Annotated in this window: 17 protein-coding genes; 5 read left to right on the top strand and 12 right to left on the bottom strand. The window is 66.9% G+C overall.

Features of this window, described 5'->3' with window-relative positions; all coding sequences use genetic code 11:
• The 4 genes from OG474_RS30940 to OG474_RS30925 form a co-directional block, all read right to left on the bottom strand.
• Positions 1-504, bottom strand: coding sequence for a hypothetical protein (locus OG474_RS30940; protein WP_405057130.1), 504 nt, complete (start codon positions 502-504; stop codon positions 1-3).
• 80 nt (positions 505-584) lie between these two features.
• A complete protein-coding gene (locus OG474_RS30935) occupies positions 585-1190 on the bottom strand; it encodes a lytic polysaccharide monooxygenase (RefSeq protein WP_405057129.1) in 606 nt (201 codons plus the stop codon).
• Between the two features lie 128 nt (positions 1191-1318).
• Positions 1319-3436, bottom strand: a complete 2118-nt coding sequence (malQ, locus tag OG474_RS30930; protein ID WP_405057128.1) for a 4-alpha-glucanotransferase — start codon at positions 3434-3436, stop codon at positions 1319-1321.
• 215 nt (positions 3437-3651) lie between these two features.
• Complete coding sequence (locus tag OG474_RS30925) at positions 3652-4644, bottom strand: hypothetical protein (RefSeq protein WP_405057127.1); 993 nt, start codon at positions 4642-4644, stop codon at positions 3652-3654.
• Positions 4645-4751: 107 nt separating this feature from the next.
• Between OG474_RS30925 and OG474_RS30920 the strand changes: the two genes are divergently transcribed.
• The 3 genes from OG474_RS30920 to OG474_RS30910 all read left to right on the top strand — a co-directional run bounded on the left by OG474_RS30920 (position 4752) and on the right by OG474_RS30910 (position 11977).
• Positions 4752-5438, top strand: a complete 687-nt coding sequence (locus tag OG474_RS30920) for a mechanosensitive ion channel family protein (RefSeq protein WP_405057126.1) — start codon at positions 4752-4754, stop codon at positions 5436-5438.
• Between the two features lie 112 nt (positions 5439-5550).
• Positions 5551-10917, top strand: coding sequence for a glycoside hydrolase family 88 protein (locus OG474_RS30915; RefSeq protein WP_405057125.1), 5367 nt, complete (start codon positions 5551-5553; stop codon positions 10915-10917).
• Between the two features lie 64 nt (positions 10918-10981).
• The gene (locus OG474_RS30910; protein ID WP_405057124.1) at positions 10982-11977 is read left to right on the top strand and encodes a chitinase; all 996 of its coding nucleotides are present in this window, start codon (positions 10982-10984) and stop codon (positions 11975-11977) included.
• A 50-nt stretch (positions 11978-12027) separates the two neighbouring features.
• On the opposite strand, the gene OG474_RS30905 is transcribed toward OG474_RS30910, so the two are convergent.
• The 4 genes from OG474_RS30905 to OG474_RS30890 all read right to left on the bottom strand — a co-directional run bounded on the left by OG474_RS30905 (position 12028) and on the right by OG474_RS30890 (position 13859).
• Complete coding sequence (locus OG474_RS30905) at positions 12028-12456, bottom strand: OsmC family peroxiredoxin (RefSeq protein ID WP_396374988.1); 429 nt, start codon at positions 12454-12456, stop codon at positions 12028-12030.
• A gap of 19 nt (positions 12457-12475) precedes the next feature.
• Entirely contained in the window at positions 12476-12895 is a 420-nt protein-coding gene (locus OG474_RS30900; protein ID WP_405057123.1) for a globin, read from the bottom strand.
• Positions 12896-12910: 15 nt separating this feature from the next.
• The gene (locus OG474_RS30895; protein ID WP_405057122.1) at positions 12911-13327 is read right to left on the bottom strand and encodes an acyl-CoA thioesterase; all 417 of its coding nucleotides are present in this window, start codon (positions 13325-13327) and stop codon (positions 12911-12913) included.
• 112 nt (positions 13328-13439) lie between these two features.
• Entirely contained in the window at positions 13440-13859 is a 420-nt protein-coding gene (locus tag OG474_RS30890) for an acyl-CoA thioesterase (RefSeq protein WP_405057121.1), read from the bottom strand.
• 129 nt (positions 13860-13988) lie between these two features.
• On the opposite strand from OG474_RS30890, the gene OG474_RS30885 reads away from it, so the two are divergent.
• Together OG474_RS30885 and OG474_RS30880 are read left to right on the top strand one after the other, a co-directional pair.
• On the top strand, positions 13989-14744 hold the full coding sequence (locus OG474_RS30885) for an SDR family oxidoreductase (RefSeq protein WP_405057120.1): 756 nt from the start codon (positions 13989-13991) through the stop codon (positions 14742-14744).
• 13 nt (positions 14745-14757) lie between these two features.
• Positions 14758-15213 carry a MaoC family dehydratase gene (locus tag OG474_RS30880; protein ID WP_405057119.1) on the top strand — a complete coding sequence of 152 codons (456 nt, stop codon included), beginning with the start codon at positions 14758-14760 and terminating at the stop codon, positions 15211-15213.
• On the opposite strand, the gene OG474_RS30875 is transcribed toward OG474_RS30880, so the two are convergent.
• From OG474_RS30875 to OG474_RS30860, 4 genes are all read right to left on the bottom strand, one after another.
• Complete coding sequence (locus tag OG474_RS30875) at positions 15210-16094, bottom strand: GNAT family N-acetyltransferase (protein ID WP_405057118.1); 885 nt, start codon at positions 16092-16094, stop codon at positions 15210-15212. The genes OG474_RS30880 and OG474_RS30875 overlap by 4 nt on opposite strands.
• A 69-nt stretch (positions 16095-16163) precedes the next feature.
• Positions 16164-17066: a GNAT family N-acetyltransferase gene (locus OG474_RS30870; RefSeq protein WP_405057117.1), complete on the bottom strand. Its 903-nt coding sequence runs from the start codon at positions 17064-17066 to the stop codon at positions 16164-16166.
• Positions 17067-17069: 3 nt separating this feature from the next.
• A complete protein-coding gene (locus OG474_RS30865) occupies positions 17070-17972 on the bottom strand; it encodes a GNAT family N-acetyltransferase (protein ID WP_405057116.1) in 903 nt (300 codons plus the stop codon).
• 384 nt (positions 17973-18356) lie between these two features.
• Positions 18357-19334 (bottom strand): helix-turn-helix transcriptional regulator, encoded by a 978-nt coding sequence (locus OG474_RS30860; protein ID WP_405057115.1) that lies wholly within the window; start codon positions 19332-19334, stop codon positions 18357-18359.
• Between the last annotated feature and the right edge of the window lies 1 nt (position 19335).

Here is a 19335-nt window from a genome sequence, read left to right as displayed (position 1 = left end):
TCAGCAGCCGCCGCAGTTGTAGTAGGTGATGTCCCAGTGGTTGCCCTCGTTGGCGTAGATGTTGCCCGCACCGGAGCGCCACTGCTGAGCGCCGTCACCGCGGTCGGCGATCCGCGTGAAGGTGTTGCGGATGTAGTTGCTGACGCAGGTGTAGACCGAGATGTCGACCTTGTAGCCGTTGCGGTGGCTGTAGGTCCCGCCGGCGTGGCCGACCTCGGTACCGCCGGTGATGTTCACGGCACAGCCACTCGACTGCTTGAGCGTGCGAACGCCGTACACGGTGGTGTCGTTGATGTTGGTGAACGACGTGCAGCTGCCGTTGTTCCAGTCCGAGCAGTTGCCGGTGGACGACCAGGTGAGCCCGGCCGCGCTGAAGATGCCGGCGGCCTGGGAATGCGTCATCTTGGTCACCGCGGACGCCTGCTCGACCACCACGACGGCGGGCAGCAGACCGGCCACGACAGCGACCACGGGAACGAGGACACGACGGAGTAAAGCCTTCATGGGGACACTCCTTGAAATAGGGGCGGTTATTTCAAGGAGTGCAATGCCCAGGAAAGTTATTTACCAAACCTCAACTTGAATTAGAAACGAACATCCGAACACTGGTAGAAGGCGTTCGCCGTGTCCGCGATGGTCCAGACCGCCAGGATCATGTGCGGTCCGGAGCGGCTCGGCAGGCGGCCCGAGTGCGAGAGCGAACTGGGCGGCCGCTGGTTGTTGTAAGGGACGGTCAGGAACGGCGTCAACTCGAGGTCGCCCCGCGTGAGGGCGTGACTCCCGTTCCAGCCCGCCTTCGTCATGTAGTACTTGAAGTCGGTGGTCGCATGCGAGGCCGTGAAGGTCCAGCTGAAGGTGAAGTTGGCACCCATCGTCAGCTGGGTCGAGGGCCAGGCCTGCCCGTTCGGCTGCCTGGTCGCGTTCAGCTGGTCGAACTGCTGCAGGCCTGCCGAGCAGAGTTTCCCGTCCGCCGGGCCGGCGGACGGGAATCCCTTCGGGCCCTCGACGCTCTGCGGCTCCCACTGGATCTGGCCGCAGTTCTGCACGACGCCGCTCTGGCAGTTCTTCGCGCGACTGATCGGGGACGTCGTGTAGCCGTGACCGTAGGCCACCGGAACCATCGTGGTGCAGGTGAGGGCCAGGGCGCCGACGGCGATCCCGGCCATGCTGACTTTGCGTGATCGGAGCATGAAAAACTCCTTCAACTGTGGGGGCGGTGACAGTGAAGGAAGGCGCCTTCGTGGTGACCAATAGAAAACAACTCTTCAAATCTATTGTCAACAACTCGTGACCACAGAATCACGGAAAGGCAGAAAAGTTAGATTGTCAGAGCACCGATCAGCCGGCGCAGGCGGAGATTGTTCGGTAGGTCCTCAACGAGAACTGGTTCGCCGTCCGGGCCACCCAGCGGGACCCGCCAGTTCGGGTACTCGTCGGTGGTGCCCGGCTGGTTCTGGGTACGCCGCTCACCCACGGCATCGGTGAGCGCGACACCGACCAGCTTCGACGGGGTGTGCGCGACGTACTGGTGGAGCGCCTCCACGATGCGTTCGACGTCACCATCGGTGTAGCGGAGCAGGTGCCGCTCGCGCAGTGCGGTCAGCCAGGCATCCCGGTCCGCCTCGTCCACGGCCAGCTCTTCAGCGACCGGACGAGTCAGTAGACCGAGTCGGTTGCGCAGCTCGACGTGGTCACCGGCCAGGTAGCCGGCGGTCGGCGGCAGGTCGTGTGTGGTGACCGTGGCCAGGCACAGCTCGCGCCAGCGCTCAGGGGCGAGCGGCTTGCCATCTGCATCGCGCTCGAACCACAGCACCGACGTACCGAGGACTCCGCGTTCGGTGAGGTAGTCACGCACCCAGGGCTCGACTGTCCCCAGGTCCTCCCCCACCACCGTCACACCGGCCCGGGTGGCCTCCAGCACGAGGATGCCGATCAGCGCTTCGTGGTCATAGCGCACGTAGGTACCCTCGGTCGGCCGCTCCGGCGATGTCACCCACCAGAGGCGGAACATGCCGAGGATGTGGTCGATCCGGAGTCCACCGCCGTGGCGCATGACTGCTCGGACGAGGTCCCGCCACGCGGCGTACCCAGTCTCGGCCAGTGCGTCCGGCCGCCAAGGCGGCTGCGACCAGTCCTGACCCTGCTGGTTGAACGCGTCCGGCGGTGCGCCGACGTGGATGCCCTGCGCCAGCACGTGTTGCAGCGCCCAGGCGTCCGCACCATCCGGATGCACGCCGACTGCGAGGTCATGCACGATGCCCAGCGACATGCCTGCTGCTTTGGCTCTGGCCTGGGTCTGCGCGAGCTGATCGTCCATCTGCCACTGCAGCCAGCAGTGGAACTCCACAGCGTCCGGATTCTCGTTCCGGAACTCCGTGACGGCCGGACTGGTCGGGTCCTGCAGCTCCTCCGGCCACTTGCTGCACTCGGGCCCGTGAACGTCAGAGATCGCCGCCCAGGTCGCGAAGTCGACCAGACCCTGGTTCTCCCGGTCGCAGTAGGCGCCGTACTCCGCGATGCGCCCTATCGACGGCCGCACTCCGAACAGGAGCTGCAAGGCCTCCCGCTTGGCCGCCCAGACCGTGTCACGATCCAGAGCGTTCGCATCCTCACTCAAAGCCCGCGCCTGCAGGCTGAGCGTCCGGACGCGGTCCCGCTCCGCCGGTGCCAGATCGCCGTACTCGTCGATGTCCTCGATGCGCAGGTAGATCGGGTTCCCGAACCGCCGCGAGGCCGGCAGGTACGGCGAGGGCTCCATCCGCCCGGCCAGCTCTGCCGCATGCAGGGGGTTGATCAGCACGAACCCTGCACCCAGGTCGTTGGCGGACCAGGCAGCCAGGTCCGCGAGGTCGTGCAGGTCCCCGATGCCCCAGGAGCGCCGCGAGCGGACGGAGTACAACTGCAGCACCCAACCCCAGGTGCGGTTCAGCTTCTCCGGCTCCAGCTTGCTCGGCGTGACGATCAGAGTGCCGACCGAGATCTCCGGACTGCTACCGATCCGCGCACACAACCGGTGGTAGCCGAGCGGCAGATCACCAGGCAGCTGGTACGTCGCCTCGCCGGTCTGCACGCCGTCGACCCACTCCGGCTCGACCCAGTGCTCCTGCTGCGGGATGTCCCGGCGCTGGCCACCGTCCTCCAGGTCCACCCACACCTCGGCCGTGGACCCGTGCGGCAGGTGCACGGCGAACCATGGCGTCCAGCCCGCGCGCATCACCACAGTCCCCGGCAACGTACGACGCCAGCGCGCCAGCTGGTGCTCATCCAGCGCCTCGGCCGCCTTCTCCGGAGTGGACGCATCCACACCGAGCGCGGCGAGCACAGTGGAGACAATCTCGCTGGAGACGATCACATGCTCGCCTTGCCAGTTCCAGTACTCCGTCGCCACACCATGGGCAACCGCTAGCTCGACAAGGGCCGGGGTGGGAGCAGTCACCTCAGCGAGTCTGCCGCATCAAGGCCGCTGGTGCGTAACGCAGCGCCGTAGAGGGGGTCTGGGGGGTCCGCGCCGTAGCGAGCATGTGCTTGGTGCGGTAGCTCGGCGTGCTGGGGCGAGGTCCTCGATGCGGGGTTCATCGTGGACTTTGTGCCAGTGCGGCGAGGTGCCGTGCCAAGTGCAGCGCAGTAGGTGCGGAGCCCCCAGACCCCCTCCTAGCTAGCTGGTCGTCGTCTGCTCAGGAGGAGCACGGCGAAGAGGAGCGCCACACTGGCCACCACCAGCCCGATTGCCACCCCTGCGACGTTGTCGGTCAGTTGGTAGAGCGCGGTCGGCCAGATGACCAGCAGGATGGCGCATCCGACCACCGCGTACACCGAGGTGCGCCGACGGCCGTAGGCGACCAGCAATGCGGCCGGACCGGCGGTTCCGACGGCCAGCGCCATGATCTCGCCGCGTTCCTGGATCAGCCAGCAGATCGACGAGCTGAACATCGCCGCCCCGGCCAGCGACCAGGCAGTCGGCTGATCGCGGACCAGTCCGAGCATCGCCAGCGCGAAGGCGACCAGGATGAACCCGGTCCCGGCGATCCCGGCCGAGTTCGTGGCCGAGCCGTCATCCGGGGTCAGGACGTCGGCGGTGAGCACCAGGACACCCACGGCCAGGATGCCGAACGTTGCCACCAGCAACGACGACCCCGCCAGCCACCACAGTCCGAGACCGGCCAGCGTGAGCGCGACAGCCACCCCGACGACTCGACCCGTCTCACCCTCGATCGCGACGTACGTGGCAAAACCGGCCACACAACAGCCGAGCGAGGCCAAGGCGGAGGCGAGCTGGTCCCGGCGCCGGAAGAGCTTCAGCAGGACGGCTGAGCCGAGCAGGACGACCGCAGCGACGCTCCCGGTGCTGATTCGGGCCGCTCGGCCCATCTCGCCCCAGTTGGCGAGCGTGAGCAACGCCACGGCACCGAGCAGCAGCGCGCCACCGACGTACCCGAGCACTTCGACCAAGGCATTCGAGTGCGGCGCGGCCGGCGGGGTGCGGGGTTTCGGCGGCGGCGCAGGCTCCGGTTGACTCCGCTCCTGGGCGGCGACGGCCGCGTCGACCTCGGCGTCGGCCGCCGAACGGAGCGCTTCCGCCTGGTACTGGCGCAGCACGCCCGCGCTCACGAGCCGGAGCAGCTCGTCGTCCAAGCGGCTGGGCATGCGATCGTCTCTCCCTTGTCAGCGGTCACTATGATCGGGCGGCGATGATGCTTATTCTGACCAGTTACCTTACGTCCGCAGTCAGTCACCCCCTGCATGCCGTTCCGATGGAGCTCCCCACGTTCTTCCGCTGGGGCAACGACGGCAAACTCGAAGTGACCGACGAGATCATCACGGTCCCGGCGCGGATCATCGCGCTGGTCATCGGTTTCTTCGTGCTGCGCTGGATCCTGCACAAGGCCATCCGGCGGTTCGCCCGCCGGACCGGCAACGGCACGGTCGCCGGCGTGCTGTCGAAGTCGAAGCTCGGCCAGGACTTCGTCGAGAACAACCTCGCCACCGAGCGCCGGGCTCAGCGCGCCGAAACGATCGCTTCACTGCTGAGCAGCGTGGTGACGATCGTGCTCACCGCGGTCCTCGTGGTGATGCTGCTGGCCGAGCTCGGCTTCGACATCCTGCCGGTGCTCGCCACCGGCAGCATCCTCGGCGTCGCGCTCGGCTTCGGCGCCCAGACGCTGATCAAGGACTTCCTGGCCGGTGTCTTCATGATCTTCGAGGACCAGTACGGCGTCGGCGACCTGATCGACATGGAGAAGGCGACCGGCACCGTGCTGGCGGTCGGCCTGCGGATCACCACGCTGCGCGGCGAGGACGGCACCACCTGGTACGTCCGGAACGGCGAGGTGCTGCGGATCGGCAACCTGACCACCCGCGACCCGGGCTCCGCCGCGCCGTCAGGTGTCGGCAGCGCTACCGAGAAGGCCGAGGAAGACACTCACCTTCCGACGGAATAGAACATATTTCGCCATCACGCATCTTGACCGCACCACCACCGAGGGTCATCATCAGTGGTGATTAGGAAACCTTCCTAACCAAATCCGACCGCCCCCGGTTTTGGAGCTCGAGATGCGTGCACAGGTACTGCGCCGCGCCCTGGCGGCATTCCTTTCCCTCTTCGTCCTCATCACCTCACTGGTCGCGCTCCCTGCGGCCAACGCCGAGGTGCAGCACCCCCGGCAGCAGTTCCTCCGCGACTCGGTCGGCGGGCTGTTCCTGCACTGGGGGATGCGAACCTCCCCCGGCTACACCAGTTGCAGCGCCTGGGAGAGCGCCGTGAAATCCGGCGGCTGGGACCCGGCGTACTGGGTCCGCGAAGCCCAGAAGCTGCACACGCAGTACCTGGTACTGGCCACCTTCCACAGCCGGCTCGGCTACGCACGACCGTGGCCGAGCAACATCCCCGGCAGCTGCCACACCGGCCGCGACCTCGTCCGCGAGACCATCGACGCCGCGTCCGCGAAGGGCCTGAAGGTCGTCCTCTACATGACCGACGACCCGCAATGGCATGCCGAGGGACTACCCGCGGGCAAGGACTGGCTCGATTCCGCCGCCTATTCGAAGTACAAGGGTCACTCCGTCGACCTGACCACGCGGGACGGCTTCGGCGAGTTCAGCTACGACAACTTCGTCGAGGTGATGCAGCGCTACCCCGACCTCGGCGGCTTCTGGATCGACAACGACAACGCGTACTGGGAACGCAACGGCCTGTACGAGCGGATCCGGCGCGAGCGGCCGTCGTACACGCTGAGCAACAACAACGAGGACACGCCGATCATGGACATGATCAGCAACGAGCAGAAGACCGGCATGTCCCCGGACTACGACTATCCGCAGGCCGTCTACACCGCGGCGCCGCGGCTGATCGAGGCCGACTTCAAGCTCCCGTCGACCGGAGCCTGGTGGTACGGCGGCTCCGACCCGGCCGTCGATCCGAAGCTGACGATCGGCCGGCTGGTCAGCAACGCCGGGTCGTCAATCAAGGCGCTGATGGCCGAGACGGCGATGGTCAACGGCCGCTTTCCCCCTCGACAGGAGAGTTTTAACAACCTTCTTGACAAATTTCTGCAGCCGATTTGGCCGGCCCTCAACGGCACCGAAGGCGGCGGTTACGCGTACGGCGGTCTGCAGCCCGGCTTCTGGAACGACGGCGCGCACGGCGTCACCACGATCAGCCGCACCAACCCCGACGAGCAGTACATCCACGTCCTCACCCGGCCGTCGACGAACACCCTGCGGATCCGCGACAACGGCTACCGGGTCGCTCGGGTGACCGATCTCCGGACGGGTGCGGTGATCCCGCACACGCAGGCATCCGGTGTCCTCACCCTGACCGGCATCGCCAACTGGAACCCGTACGACACCGTCTTCAAGGTGGAGACCGATGGCCGCGAAGGCACCCTCCGGGCGACGACGAGCGCACCTGCCGCGGCGGACGGCAGCTATCTGACCTTCTGGTACACCAACAAGACCACTCCGGTCTCGCTGCGCTACGACCTCGGCTCAGCCAAGCCAGTGCGGTACCTCGGGATCAACCAGCGCGAGGACTCCGTCGCCTACGCGCGTTCGGCGACCGAACAGTCCGCACGTATCAAGGACTACCGCGTCTACGCCAGCACGGACGGCACAAACTGGGGATCGCCGATCAAGACCGGCACTCTGCCCAGCCGCCGCGGAGTCGCGTTCATCGACCTCCCCGCGACCACTACGCGCTACCTCCGGCTGGAGGTGCGCAACACCCACGCCGCCTCCAGCGACACCACCCGGTACAAGCGCCTGCGCATCGACGAGACCTGGGTCGGTACGTCGTACCCCCAATCCGCTCGGCCAGCAGCCGTTGCCGAGTTCAACGTGAAGAACTACGGAGCCAAGGGCGATGGCAACGCCAACGACACTGCGGCGATCAACAAGGCCATCACCGCGGCGGCCAATGCAGGTGGCGGCACGGTCCGCTTCCCGTCCGGCACCTACAAGAGCGCCAACTCGATCCATCTGAAGAGCAAGATCACCTACCAGCTCGACTCCGGCGCGACCATCCTCGGCGCGAGCAACGACACCTACGACGCGGCCGAGCCGAATCCGAACGACGACTACCAGGACTACGGGCACAGCCACTTCCACAACGCGATGCTGTGGGGTGACCAGCTCACCGACATCGCCTTCACGGGCACCGGCACGATCGACGGCGGCGGGCACCTGATCACCGGCAACCCCAAAGCCGGCGAGGCGGACAAGATCATCTCGCTCACCCGCTGCACCGGACTCCGGGTGGACGGCATCCGGCTGCGCCGCGGCGGACACTTCGCGATGCTCACCAACGGCTGCGACAACATCAGCTCGGACAACCTGCGGATCGAGACCGCCGACAACCGCGACGGCTGGAACGTGATCAACGCGAAGAACGTGACGATCACGCACGCGAAGATCGCCGCGAACGACGACGCGCTCTCCTTCAAGAGCGACTGGGCACTGGGCCGCACGATCGACAACGGCCACGTCCGGGTCTCCGACTCCGAGCTGTCGGCCGGCTGCTGCAACGCACTGATGTTCGGCTCGGAGACCTGCGGCGACTTCACCGACTACGCCTTCGAGCGGATCAAGATCACCGGTGCGAGCAAGTCCGGCCTCGGACTGGTCTCGATGGACGGCAGCAACATCTCCGACGTGCACTACCGCGACATCACCATGACCGGCACCCGCGGGCACATCATGCAGAAGGTCGGCACCCGGAAACGCTGCGGCGACAACCCGGGGGTCGGTTCGATCAGCAACATCACCTACCAGAACGTCACCGGCTCGTACGACGGCTCCCGGGGTACGGCGTACAGCCCGACGCTGTGGGGCGAGTCAGGGCACCGGATCCGCGATATCACCTTCGACAACGTGCACCTGACCGTTCCGGGCGGCAACGGGACCATGAGTACCGGCGTACCGACCAATGACCCCGGCAACTACAACCCGAACAGCATCGGCACCAGACCGTCGTACGGGTGGTATGCGCGCCAGGTGGAGGGCGTTCACTTCACCAACAGCTCAGTGCGGTTCAGCAAGAACGACGGTCGGCCCGCAGTGATCGCCAACAACTCCGCTGACGTCGGACTGACCGACTTCGACGCACAGCGCGGTACGGCGAGTCCGTTCGACCTGGGCTTCCAGACTGTGGCCGGGTACTGCGCACCCGGCGACCTGCGAGTGAAGGCGACGGACTCCTCGTCGAACTGCCCGAAACCCTTACTGGACAACGGTCTGGCGCTGACGCCTCCGATGGGCTTCAACAACTGGAACTCGACCAAGTGCTCCACCACGTTCAACGAGGCGATGATCAAGAGCATCGCCGACCTGTTCGTCAGCCACGGCCTCAAGGACGCCGGCTACCAGTACGTCAACATCGACGACTGCTGGGCGCTCCCCCAGCGCAACGCCCAAGGCAACCTGGTCCCGGACCCGGCGCGCTTTCCGAACGGCATCAAGAGCCTCGCGGACTACGTGCACGGCAAGGGGCTCAAGTTCGGCATCTACACCAGCGCCGGGACCAAGACCTGCAACACCGCAGGCTTCCCCGGCGGACTCGGGCACGAGCAGCAGGACGCGAACCTGTTCGCCTCCTGGGGTGTCGACTACCTCAAGTACGACAACTGCAACAACCAGGGTGTGGACGCTCAGCAGCGCTACAAGGCCATGCGGGACGCACTGCTCAACACTGGCCGCCCGATCACCTACTCGATCTGCGAGTGGGGCCGCACCGGTCCGCCGCGGGTGTGGCAGTGGGGCAAGGACGTGGGCAACCTGTGGCGCACCACGGGTGACATCAGCGACAACTGGAACAGCATGATCGGCAAGGCTCAGGCCAATCGCGTCCTGGCCGAGTACGCCGGACCGGGGCACTGGAACGACCCGGACATGCTCGAAGTCGGCAATGGCGGCATGACAGCGACCGAGTACCGCACGCACCTGAGCCTGTGGGCGATGATGTCCGCTCCCCTGCTGATCGGCACCGATCTGCGCAAGGCCTCGGCCGAGACCTTCGACATCCTGACCAACCACGACGTGATCGCGATCGACCAGGACACGCTGGGCCGCCAGGCCACTGTGGTCAGCTCGTCAGGCGGATTGGTTGTCTACGGCAAGACTCTGGCCAACGGCGACCGCGCAGTCGCCCTGTCCAACGAGACGACGTCCGCCGCCACCATCTCGACCACTGCGGCAGCACTCGGCCTCGGTGGATCTTCGTCGTACACGCTGAAAGACCTGTGGAGCAAGGCAAGCCGGACGACCTCAGGTGCGATCAGCGCCTCAGTCCCAGCACACGGCACTGTGCTGTACCGCGTCACACCGCCGGACTGGTCGGTGGCGATGGTCGACTCGACCATGTCGCGCTACAAGCCGACGACGATCGGTGGCTGGTCCTATCCGGTCGGCCTCTACCTCTACGGGCAGTACCTGGTCTACCAACGGACGCATGACCCGAAGTACCTGGCCTACATCAAGTCCTGGGTCGACAGGTTCGTGGACTCCAACGGCAATATCAACAACAGCTTCAACAACCTCGACAGCATGCTCTCCGGCCGCCTGCTCGTTCTGCTGCACCATGAGACCGGCGACAACCGCTACCAGGTAGCGGCGACCAAGATCCGCACCCGGCTCAACAGCTACCCGCGCACGGCCGACGGCGGCTTCTGGCACGCCACTAGCCGGCAACACCAGCTCTGGGGCGACGGCGTGTTCATGGTCGACCCGTTCCTCGCGGAGTACGGCCGCGAGTTCGGCGACTCGACGTACACGAGTAAGGAGACAGTTGATCAGCTGCTGACCTACGCGAGCCACCTGCAACGCCCCAACGGCCTACTAAGGCACGCGTACGACGAGGCGCGCGCCCAGACCTGGGCGGATCCGAAGACCGGGCTGGCGCCGGAGGTCTGGTGCCGGGCCGAGGGCTGGTACGGGATGGCGGTCATCGACGTACTCGAAGCCGTTCCGGCGAACCAGCCGCGGCGGGCCGAGCTGATCGACGTACTGCGGAAGCTGGTGGCCGGGTACGCGCAGTATCAGGACCCCAAGACCGGACGGTGGTTCCAGGTCGTCGACAAGGGCAGCCGGGCCGACAACTGGACCGAGACCTCCTGCTCGTCGATGTACACCTTCGTCATCTCCCGGGCGGTGCAGCGCGGGTATGTCGCCGCGTCGTACAAGGCAGTCGCTGATCAGGGCTATCAAGGCGTGCTGGCCAAGATCTCGCTCGGCAGCGACGGGCGGACCAATCTGAAGGACATCAGCATCGGGACCAACGTCGGCGACTACAAGTACTACATCGACCGGGAGCGGGCCACGAACGACTTCCACGGCCTCGGCGCCTTCCTGGTCATGAGCGAGCAGCTAAAAACATCGGTCACCGATATTGACCAGCCGCGGACCGCGCGTCATGATCATCCGCAATGATTAGGAAACTTTCCTAACTTTAGTTCGGCTGCACTCTTGCCCGCCCCCAGGATTGGAGTTCGAGATGCGCTCCCGCACGCTCAAAATCGCCGCCTCCGTGGTCGCCACCGGGTCCCTGCTGCTCGGTGCCACCGCTGCCGCCCAGGCCGCGCCCCACGCCGTCCAGGCCGACCCCGGCTCGATCGGCGCGGCGCCGTACCTGTACCTCGGCTGGGGTAGTCCGCAGAAGGCGACCGACATCATGAAGGCCGCCGGCAACCAGTGGTTCACGATGGCCTTCGTGCTGTCCGACGGCGGCTGCAACCCGAAGTGGGACGGCAGCCGCAACCTGACCGGCGGCAACGACCAGTCGGTGATCAACAGCATCCGCGGCGCCGGCGGCGACATCATCCCGTCGTTCGGCGGCTGGGACGGCAACAAGCTCGGCGTCAAGTGCACCTCGGCCTCCGCCCTGGCCGGCGCGTACCAGAAGGTGATCAACGCCTTCGGCCTGAAGGCGATCGACATCGACATCGAGAACACCGAGTTCCAGAACAACACCGTTCAGCAGCGGGTCGTGGACGCGCTGAAGATCATCCGCACCAACAACTCCGGCGTGAAGATCTACATCACGATGGGCACCGAGAAGACCGGCCCGGACACCTGGGGCAGCGGTCTGATCACCAAGGCGAAGAACTCCGGCTTCACCCCGGACGGCTGGGTCCTGATGCCGTTCGACTTCGGCGGCGGCTCGGCCAACATGGCCACGCTGACCCAGCAGGCCTCCGAGGGCCTGAAGGGCAAGCTGAAGAGCGCCTACGGCTGGAGCGACGACACGGCGTACCGGCACATGGGTATCTCGTCGATGAACGGCAAGACCGACGACGGTGAGACCGTGACGGTCGCCAACTACCAGGCGATGCTGAGTTACGCACAGCAGCACCACCTGGCGCGGTTCACCTACTGGGCCATCAACCGGGACCGGCAGTGTGGCGGCGGCGGTGACGCGGGCTCCGACTGCAGTGGGATCTCGCAGAGCGCCTACGCCTTCACGAAGATCGCCGCCCAGTTCCACGGCTGAGCAAACAGCGGCGCCCCAGGCTGGTCCTGGGGCGCCGCTGCACGAATGGCTCAGGCAGTGAAGGTGACGTCCAGCGTGATCGTCGTACCGGCCAGGGCCTTGGAGACCGGGCAGTTCTCCTTCGCGCCCTGCGCGAACTCCGCGAACTCGTCGGCGGTCAGGCCCGGCACCTTGCCGTTGACCGACAGCACGATCCCAGTGATGCCCTCACCCGGCTGGAAGGTGACGTCGGCCTTGGTGTCCAGGGCCTCCGGCGCGTTGCCGCCCTCGGTCAGGGCGTGCGACAGCGCCATCGAGAAGCAGGCCGAGTGCGCGGCCGCGATCAGCTCTTCCGGGCTGGTCTTGCCGTTGGCGTCGTTGGCGCGCGACGCCCACGAGACATCGAAGGTGCCGACGCCGGAGGACTCCAGGGCGACCTGCCCGGCGCCCTCGATCAGCGAGCCTTCCCAGTGCGTCTTGGCCGTACGAACGGTTGCCATGGTTCTCCTTGCGAGACTCTTAGTTCCCGGACACGTCGATCGCGCCCGGGTAGTTCGGTTCGTCGGTGTTCACCATGCTCTGCGCGGCCATCACCATGTACCGCCAGATCTCCTCGTCCCGTTCCGGGTCGAGGGCGATCTCGTCCAGGGCGGCCCGCATGTGCCGGAGCCAGTTGTCCCGCTGGCGGGGAGTGACCGCGAACGGCATGTGCCGCATCCGCAGCCGCGGATGCCCCCGCTCCTCGGAGTAGGTGCGCGGTCCGCCCCAGTACTGCTCCAGGAACATCCGGAACCGCACCTCGGCCGGACCGAGGTCCTCCTCCGGGTACATCGGCCGTAGCTCGGGATCGGCGGCGACACCGCGGTAGAAGGCCGCCACCAGCCGGTGGAAAGTGTCCGCCCCACCGACGGCGTCGTAGAAGCTCTCTGCGTCACTCATTCTGGGACCAGTGTCTCAAGTCGTCCTGAGCTGCTGTTCGAGGGCTGCCCGTTCGGGGCCGAAGAGCTCCCGCTTGGCGTGGGTGACACCGTCCACAGCGACCAGCACCGACACTGCCTTCGCGTACACGTCCTCGGTCTCACCGCTGCGGTCGACGATCCGCGAGCCGATCGTGTACGACGTCGTACCGACTGCCTCGATCCACACGTCCACGTCGTACGGCGGGTGCCGGAGCAGGATCGGCCGGAGGTAGTCGACCGTCTGACTGACCAGGACGACCGGGTACTGCCCGAAGTAGTCGCGGGAGTCGGCCACGTGGCTCAGGAACGCGATCCGGGCTTCCTGCAGGTAGTCGAAGTACCGGACGTTGTTGACGTGGTCGTAGGAGTCGATGTCCGACCAGCGCACCAGGACAGGGTGGGTGAAGGTCATGGGGCCTCCTGACCTGGACTGAGGAGCGGAGGGAGCGAAGCGACTGGAGTGACGAGGGAAGGGCTGGAGTTGAAGCCCCATGGCCGCCGCGCGGAGCGTGGCATATAGAGAGTCATGCGCCCACCAGCCTCTCCAGTACGACGCGTTCCTCCGGAGTGATCCGGCGCAGCCGATTGGCCGCGAAGTCGAACGGGACGAGCTTGGTCCGCGCCTCGACGTACGTCTTCCTGGTCGGCTCCGGATCGAAGATCTCGTAGTCGACGGTGAACTGGGCCGCCCTGATCTCACTGATCCACAGCTCGATCCGCACCGGCTCCGGGCGGAAGTGCAACGGCGCGCGGTACTGGACCTCGTGCCGGGCCACCAGCAGACCGGTCTCGAGCGCGTCCGCGCCCAGGTCGGCGGCGGTCCGGAACAGGAAGTCGACCCGGGCGTCCTGGAGGTAGTCGACGTACTTCCCGTTGTTCACGTGACCGAACGCATCCATGTCGCCCCACCGCAGCGGACACTCGTACACATGTCTGTTGCTCATACTTTTCCCACCCCACCACCCCGGTCTGTGATGATCCACACGGCGATCATCGCATCCTGGGTGGTCCGGCTGTGACACACCGTGGGTAATGTCATCCTCGGCAGTAATACCTACCGGTAGGGAGCGGCGATGACGCAGCAGCGAGTGGCGATCGTGACCGGGGCAGCCCGGGGAATCGGCGCGGCTGTCGCGCTCCGGCTGGCCAACGACGGGAACGCGGTCGCGGTCCTCGACCTGGACGAGGGCGCCTGCGCGGGCACCGTCAAGACGATCACCGACGCCGGCGGCAAGGCCGTCGCGATCGGCTGCGACGTGAGCAAGGCCGACCAGGTCGCGACCGCGATCGAGCGCGTGGTCGCCGAGCTGGGCGCCCCGACGATCCTGGTGAACAACGCGGGCGTGCTGCGCGACAACCTGCTCTTCAAGATGTCCGAGGACGACTGGGACACCGTGATGTCGGTGCACCTCAAGGGCAGCTTCCTGATGTCGAAGGCCGTCCAGTCCCACATGGTCGAGGCCAAGTACGGCCGGATGGTCTTCCTCTCGTCGACCTCGGCGCTCGGCAACCGCGGCCAGGCGAACTACGCCTCCGCCAAGGCCGGTCTGCAGGGTCTCGCGAAGACGCTGGCCTTCGAGCTGGGCAAGTTCGGCGTCACCGCGAACGCGATCGCCCCGGGGTTCATCGAGACCGACATGACGGCTGCCACCGCGGCCCGGGTCGGCGTGGACTTCGAGGAGTTCAAGAAGGCGACCGCGGCCTCGATCCCGGTGCAGCGCACCGGCACCCCCGAGGACATCGCCGCCGCTGCCTCCTTCTTCTGCGCCGAGGAGAACGGCTTCGTCTCCGGCCAGGTCCTGTACGTCGCCGGCGGACCCCGGAACTGAGGCGGAGCAGATCATGGCGCAGTCCTTCACCGGTGTCGACGAGGTCGTGCACGCGGTCGGTACGTCGCTGGGCGAGACCGAATGGCTCGAGATCACCCAGGAGCAGGTGAACCAGTTCGCCGAGGCGACCGGTGACCACCAGTGGATCCACGTCGACGTCGAGCGGGCGAGCAAGGGCCCGTACGGCGGCACGATCGCGCACGGCTATCTCACCCTCAGCCTGATCGCCCGCTTCGGCGACGAGCTGTTCTCGGTCTCGGGAGTGACGGCCAAGCTGAACTACGGCGTGAACAAGGTCCGCTTCCCCACGCCGGTCCCGGTCGGCGCCCGAGTCCGGGCAGGTGCCTCGATCGCGAACACCGCCGAGACCGCGGCCGGCGTCCAGGTGTCGCTGAACTGGGTGATCGAGCTGGAGAACTCCACAAAGCCGGCTTGCGTCGCGGAGACCGTCGTACTGCTCGTTCCTTAAAGCGGGCAGACCAGCACTGAGTGTGTGGCGACGCGGTAGTAGCCGAGCCACTCGTTCACGGCGAGCATCGGCGCGTTGCCGTCGTAGTTGGCGGTGTAGCAGTTCTGCACCCCGGCCGCGGCGGCACGGTGCAGGGCGGCCGCTTTGATCAGCTTGGCCAGCCCACGCCCCCGGTACTCCGGCATCGTCGCGGTCATCTTCGACCAGATCCGGGTCCGGTCACCGATACCGAGCGTGAAGCCGACGACCTCGTCGTCGAGCACGGCGGCCACACTCAGGTCCAGCACCGTCGTCGGCGAGGCCCAGACCTCCTGCACCCATTCCTCGTAGGGCTGCGAGGCGATCTTGGCATCGCCCGGTTTGGTGCGCTGGGCAACCTCGTTGGCAGCGTGGAGCTTGCGCGGGTCCGCCTGGTTCATCGCCACCAGCTCGACCCCGGTCGGCACGCCGGGAAGGTCGGGCGCCTTGCGCGGATCGATGCCCGCGTAGTGCACCTGCCTGGTCTGCGCGTATCCCCAGCGCGCTGCCCAGACAGCCGACGACGGCTCGGCGAACACCCGCACACTGGTCGCACCGGCACTACGCAGCTCCGCGTGCGCCGCATCGAGCAGCTGCGTCCCCAACCCGCGCCCGCGCCAATCGGGCCGCACCAAAATCCGCAGCTCACCTGCCAGTGGATCGGAGCCGGAAGTCAGCGCCGTACTCCCCCAGCCCACGACCTCGTCGCCGTCCACCGCCGCGAACGTGGCCTGTCCCGAGCTCGGCGGTCCCGTCAACCGTCCGCTCAGATTGGCCCGGGTGACCACGAGGTACGGCGCGAGCGCGTCGTGGAATGCGAGCGCGCTCTCGAGGTCCCGCACTTCAGCAGCCCTGATCTCCATGAGAACTCCTTCACCGAAGTTCCCCGGAAGATAACCTGATCCGCGCCCGATAGCGCAGACATTGTCACGTTACAGGTCGGTATCACCACGCCAGGTAATCGTTGTACCGGTCGCCGCGAGGCTGTAGCCGAACCAGTCGTTCACCGCCAGCATCGGCGCGTTCTGCGCGCTGTTCGCCGTGTAGGCCATCGTGCATCCGGCCTCGGCCGCCCTGGCGAGCGAAGACCACTTGACCAGCTTGGCCAGCCCCCGCCCACGGTGCGAGGTCGAGGTGGCGGTCAGATTGGTCCACAGGCTCTCGTCACCGCGCATCACCAAGGTCATCGCCGCGACCGTGTCGTCGACCAGCGCAGCCACCCCCAGGTCAAGGCAGTTGCCGGTGCCCACCTCCCAGGTGCTGGTCAGGAACGAGTCGTACGAGACGTCGCTCTGCTCGAACCCGGGAATCTGACGGAGCGTCTCCGCGAACACCGGATATGCGTCGCGAGGATCCACCTCGGTCAGCGGAACAACCGACGTGCCGGCCGGTACGGCGGGTTGCGGCGGAAGGGCATCGAGCCGCAGCCCGGCCACGCGGGTCACATCGCCCGCAACACCGCCCAGGAAGGCCGCGAAGGCCAGGCCGTCGCCCTCGGCAACGGCCTGGACGCGCCGCACCTCACGGCCGGCGAGGTGCTGTCTGATCAGATCGACCAGTGCAGCGCCGATGCCCTGCCGACGATGATCGGGGTGGACGCTCACTGACACGGAGTACTCGCCCGGATCGGCCTGATGCCGAGCAGGAGCTACCCGCGCCCACCCGACCACCTCTCCGTCGCTCTCCGCCACCCAGTCCGCGGCGCGGTCGTCGGCCAGGACCTTCTCCAGCCGGCTCCGGGTGGCGCCCGGCGGCATCACGACGTACGGGCGCAGGGTCTGCAGGAAGGCACCGATCTGGTCGGCATCGGCGAGCTCGCTCGGGCGGATCAGCATGTCTCAGAGCGTACGCAGCAGGCCCAGCTCGGTCTGGACGCGGCGGTAGCCGAGCCAGTTGTTGATGGCAAGCATCGGGCCGTTCTCGTCGTCGTTCGACGTGTAGGCCGCGGTGACGCCGGCGGCGGCGCAGCGACGGAGCGCGACCGACTTCACCAGCTTGGCGAGACCACGTCCCCGGTACGCCGGGATGGTGCCGGTCGATCCCGACCAGGACCGATCGCCGTCGACCTCGACCGCGGTGAAACAGACCACCTCGTCACCGACCATCGCCGCGACGCTGAGCGACTTGTCCAGACCGGGTGCCGTCCAGATCTCGTCCAGCCACTCGTCGTAGTCGGCGGCATCCATCGGAACATCACTCGGCTCGTCGAGCGAGGTGGCCGAGTCGGCGATGAAGACCGGGCGCGGATCGAGGGTGTCCATCGTGACCAGCACGATGTCCTCCGGCGTCGGCGGCTGCGGCGGCAGTGCGCCGGTGTCGACACCGGCGAAGTGCATCTGCCGGCTGCCGTCGTACCCACGGTTGCGGGCGAACTCCAGACCGTCGGGCTGGGCGAACGTGCGCACCTTGGTCGCACCGACCTCGGTCAGGTGCTGGTGCAGCCGGTCGGCGAGTGCGCTGCCGATGCCCTGCTTGCGGTGCTCCGGATGCACGTAGATCGAGATGTTGCTCTGGCCTTCTTCACTGGTCCAGTTGTTCAGCCCGGCCGAGCCCCAGCCGACCAGCTGACCGTCCACCTCGGCCACCAGCGCCAGGAACCGCTCGGCCGGCGAGAAGACCGTGATCATGTGATGTGCCGCCTCCGGCGACATGACCTTGTAGCTGTAGACAGCCCGGCGCAGAGCCGACACCGCCTCCGCGTCATCGCCGGTCGCCGGCCGGATCCGCACCTCTGTCGTCATGCCCGGACCATAGCCAGCGGCACGCGCGCCACGCCACGGAATTAGGGGGTGGCGCGTTGCTCCGCGCCGTAGCGAGCATGTGCTCGGTGCGGTAGCTCGGTGTGCGGGAGCGGAGGGTTAGATGCGGAGCATCTTGCCCTTTGCGCCCGTGCGGCGAGATGCCGTGCCGAGTGCAGCGCAGTAGGCGGGGAGCGACGCGCCACCCCCTAGGCTTCCGTACCCAACAGCAATGTGATCGCAACCAGTGCGAGCCGACTGTGATTCGGTCGTGTAGCCCCGAAGCATTAGAGTTACCCGGTGCTGTTGGACTGAACGCCCCGACCGCCGGAAGCGCCATCGTGCTGGGACACGACGTGGTCACCGGCGGCGGGGAGTCCGCAGGAACTAGCTGTAGAGCTCGACGGCGCCTCTCGCCAGCTCCAGCATCTGGTCTCGCAGGTCACTCGGCCCGAGCACCTCTACCCCAGCTCCAAGGCCGAGCAGCATGCCGCACGCAGCCTCCCGGACCCGGAAGTCCAGACGCAGATGCGGCCAGTCGTCGTCGCTAGGAATCTCTTGGGCGACTGCACCTTTGGCCAGGAACGGTGAGACCACCCGGCGCAGCATGTCGACGCGATCGGGATGCACCCGCACCTCGGCCTGTACGCCGATCGGTCCGCCACCAGGCTGTTCCAGATTGGCGCGTAGCCGCTCCCACTCCGCCCGCACATCCAGACCGGCCGGTCGGTCCGCCGCCTCTTCCAGTACGTCGACCTGCTCGATCCGCGACACCCTGTACATCCGCGGCGCTCCACGGTGTGCCGCCACCAGGTACCAGCGCCCCGCCTGCTCGACCAGCCCCCACGGATCGACGGTACGGCGTTGCAGCCCGCTGCTCGCTGATGCGTACCGCAGTCGCACTCGCCGCTCGGCCACCACGGCCTGACGCAGTACCGGCAAGGCGCCGTGGTCCTCGGCCTCGGCGAACCAGCGTCGGCGATCCACCACGATCGCCCCGGACAAGGCGGTGGCGTCACTCTGCAGCTCTACCGGCAGAGTCGCCGACAGCTTGCCCATAGCCGACTTGAGACTCCCCCGCAGTCCCAGCTCGTCCGACAGCTCGGACCGGCCGGACCACGCGAACAGCGCCTGCGCCTCCCGCGGTGTCAGCGCACTCACGTCGGCGCGATACCCCGGTAGCAACACGCAGCCACCGTTGCGCCCGCGCTCGGCGTACACCGGGACGCCCGCTGTCGACAGCGCCTCCATGTCCCGCAGCACCGTGCGCTTCGACACCTCGAGCCGCTCGGCCAGCTCCCGCGTACTCAGCCGCGCATGCCTTTGCAGCAACAGAATGATCTGCAACAACCGGTCGGCTCGCATC

Origin of the sequence: Kribbella sp. NBC_01505, assembly GCF_045040285.1 — a bacterium.
GTDB lineage: Bacteria > Actinomycetota > Actinomycetes > Propionibacteriales > Kribbellaceae > Kribbella.
Note: the sequence above shows the minus strand (reverse complement) of the source record. Positions and strands in the feature narration are given on the sequence as shown.

Excerpts from the sequence above, each read along its gene's own strand:
- OG474_RS30940 (WP_405057130.1), bottom strand. The coding sequence starts at position 504 with ATGAAGGCTTTACTCCGTCGTGTCCTCGTTCCCGTGGTCGCTGTCGTG.
- OG474_RS30935 (WP_405057129.1), bottom strand. The coding sequence starts at position 1,190 with ATGCTCCGATCACGCAAAGTCAGCATGGCCGGGATCGCCGTCGGCGCC.
- OG474_RS30925 (WP_405057127.1), bottom strand. The coding sequence starts at position 4,644 with ATGCCCAGCCGCTTGGACGACGAGCTGCTCCGGCTCGTGAGCGCGGGC.
- OG474_RS30920 (WP_405057126.1), top strand. The coding sequence starts at position 4,752 with ATGGAGCTCCCCACGTTCTTCCGCTGGGGCAACGACGGCAAACTCGAA.
- OG474_RS30915 (WP_405057125.1), top strand. The coding sequence starts at position 5,551 with ATGCGTGCACAGGTACTGCGCCGCGCCCTGGCGGCATTCCTTTCCCTC.
- OG474_RS30910 (WP_405057124.1), top strand. The coding sequence starts at position 10,982 with ATGCGCTCCCGCACGCTCAAAATCGCCGCCTCCGTGGTCGCCACCGGG.
- OG474_RS30905 (WP_396374988.1), bottom strand. The coding sequence starts at position 12,456 with ATGGCAACCGTTCGTACGGCCAAGACGCACTGGGAAGGCTCGCTGATC.
- OG474_RS30900 (WP_405057123.1), bottom strand. The coding sequence starts at position 12,895 with ATGAGTGACGCAGAGAGCTTCTACGACGCCGTCGGTGGGGCGGACACT.
- OG474_RS30895 (WP_405057122.1), bottom strand. The coding sequence starts at position 13,327 with ATGACCTTCACCCACCCTGTCCTGGTGCGCTGGTCGGACATCGACTCC.
- OG474_RS30890 (WP_405057121.1), bottom strand. The coding sequence starts at position 13,859 with ATGAGCAACAGACATGTGTACGAGTGTCCGCTGCGGTGGGGCGACATG.
- OG474_RS30885 (WP_405057120.1), top strand. The coding sequence starts at position 13,989 with ATGACGCAGCAGCGAGTGGCGATCGTGACCGGGGCAGCCCGGGGAATC.
- OG474_RS30880 (WP_405057119.1), top strand. The coding sequence starts at position 14,758 with ATGGCGCAGTCCTTCACCGGTGTCGACGAGGTCGTGCACGCGGTCGGT.
- OG474_RS30875 (WP_405057118.1), bottom strand. The coding sequence starts at position 16,094 with ATGGAGATCAGGGCTGCTGAAGTGCGGGACCTCGAGAGCGCGCTCGCA.
- OG474_RS30870 (WP_405057117.1), bottom strand. The coding sequence starts at position 17,066 with ATGCTGATCCGCCCGAGCGAGCTCGCCGATGCCGACCAGATCGGTGCC.
- OG474_RS30865 (WP_405057116.1), bottom strand. The coding sequence starts at position 17,972 with ATGACGACAGAGGTGCGGATCCGGCCGGCGACCGGCGATGACGCGGAG.
- OG474_RS30860 (WP_405057115.1), bottom strand. The coding sequence starts at position 19,334 with ATGCGAGCCGACCGGTTGTTGCAGATCATTCTGTTGCTGCAAAGGCAT.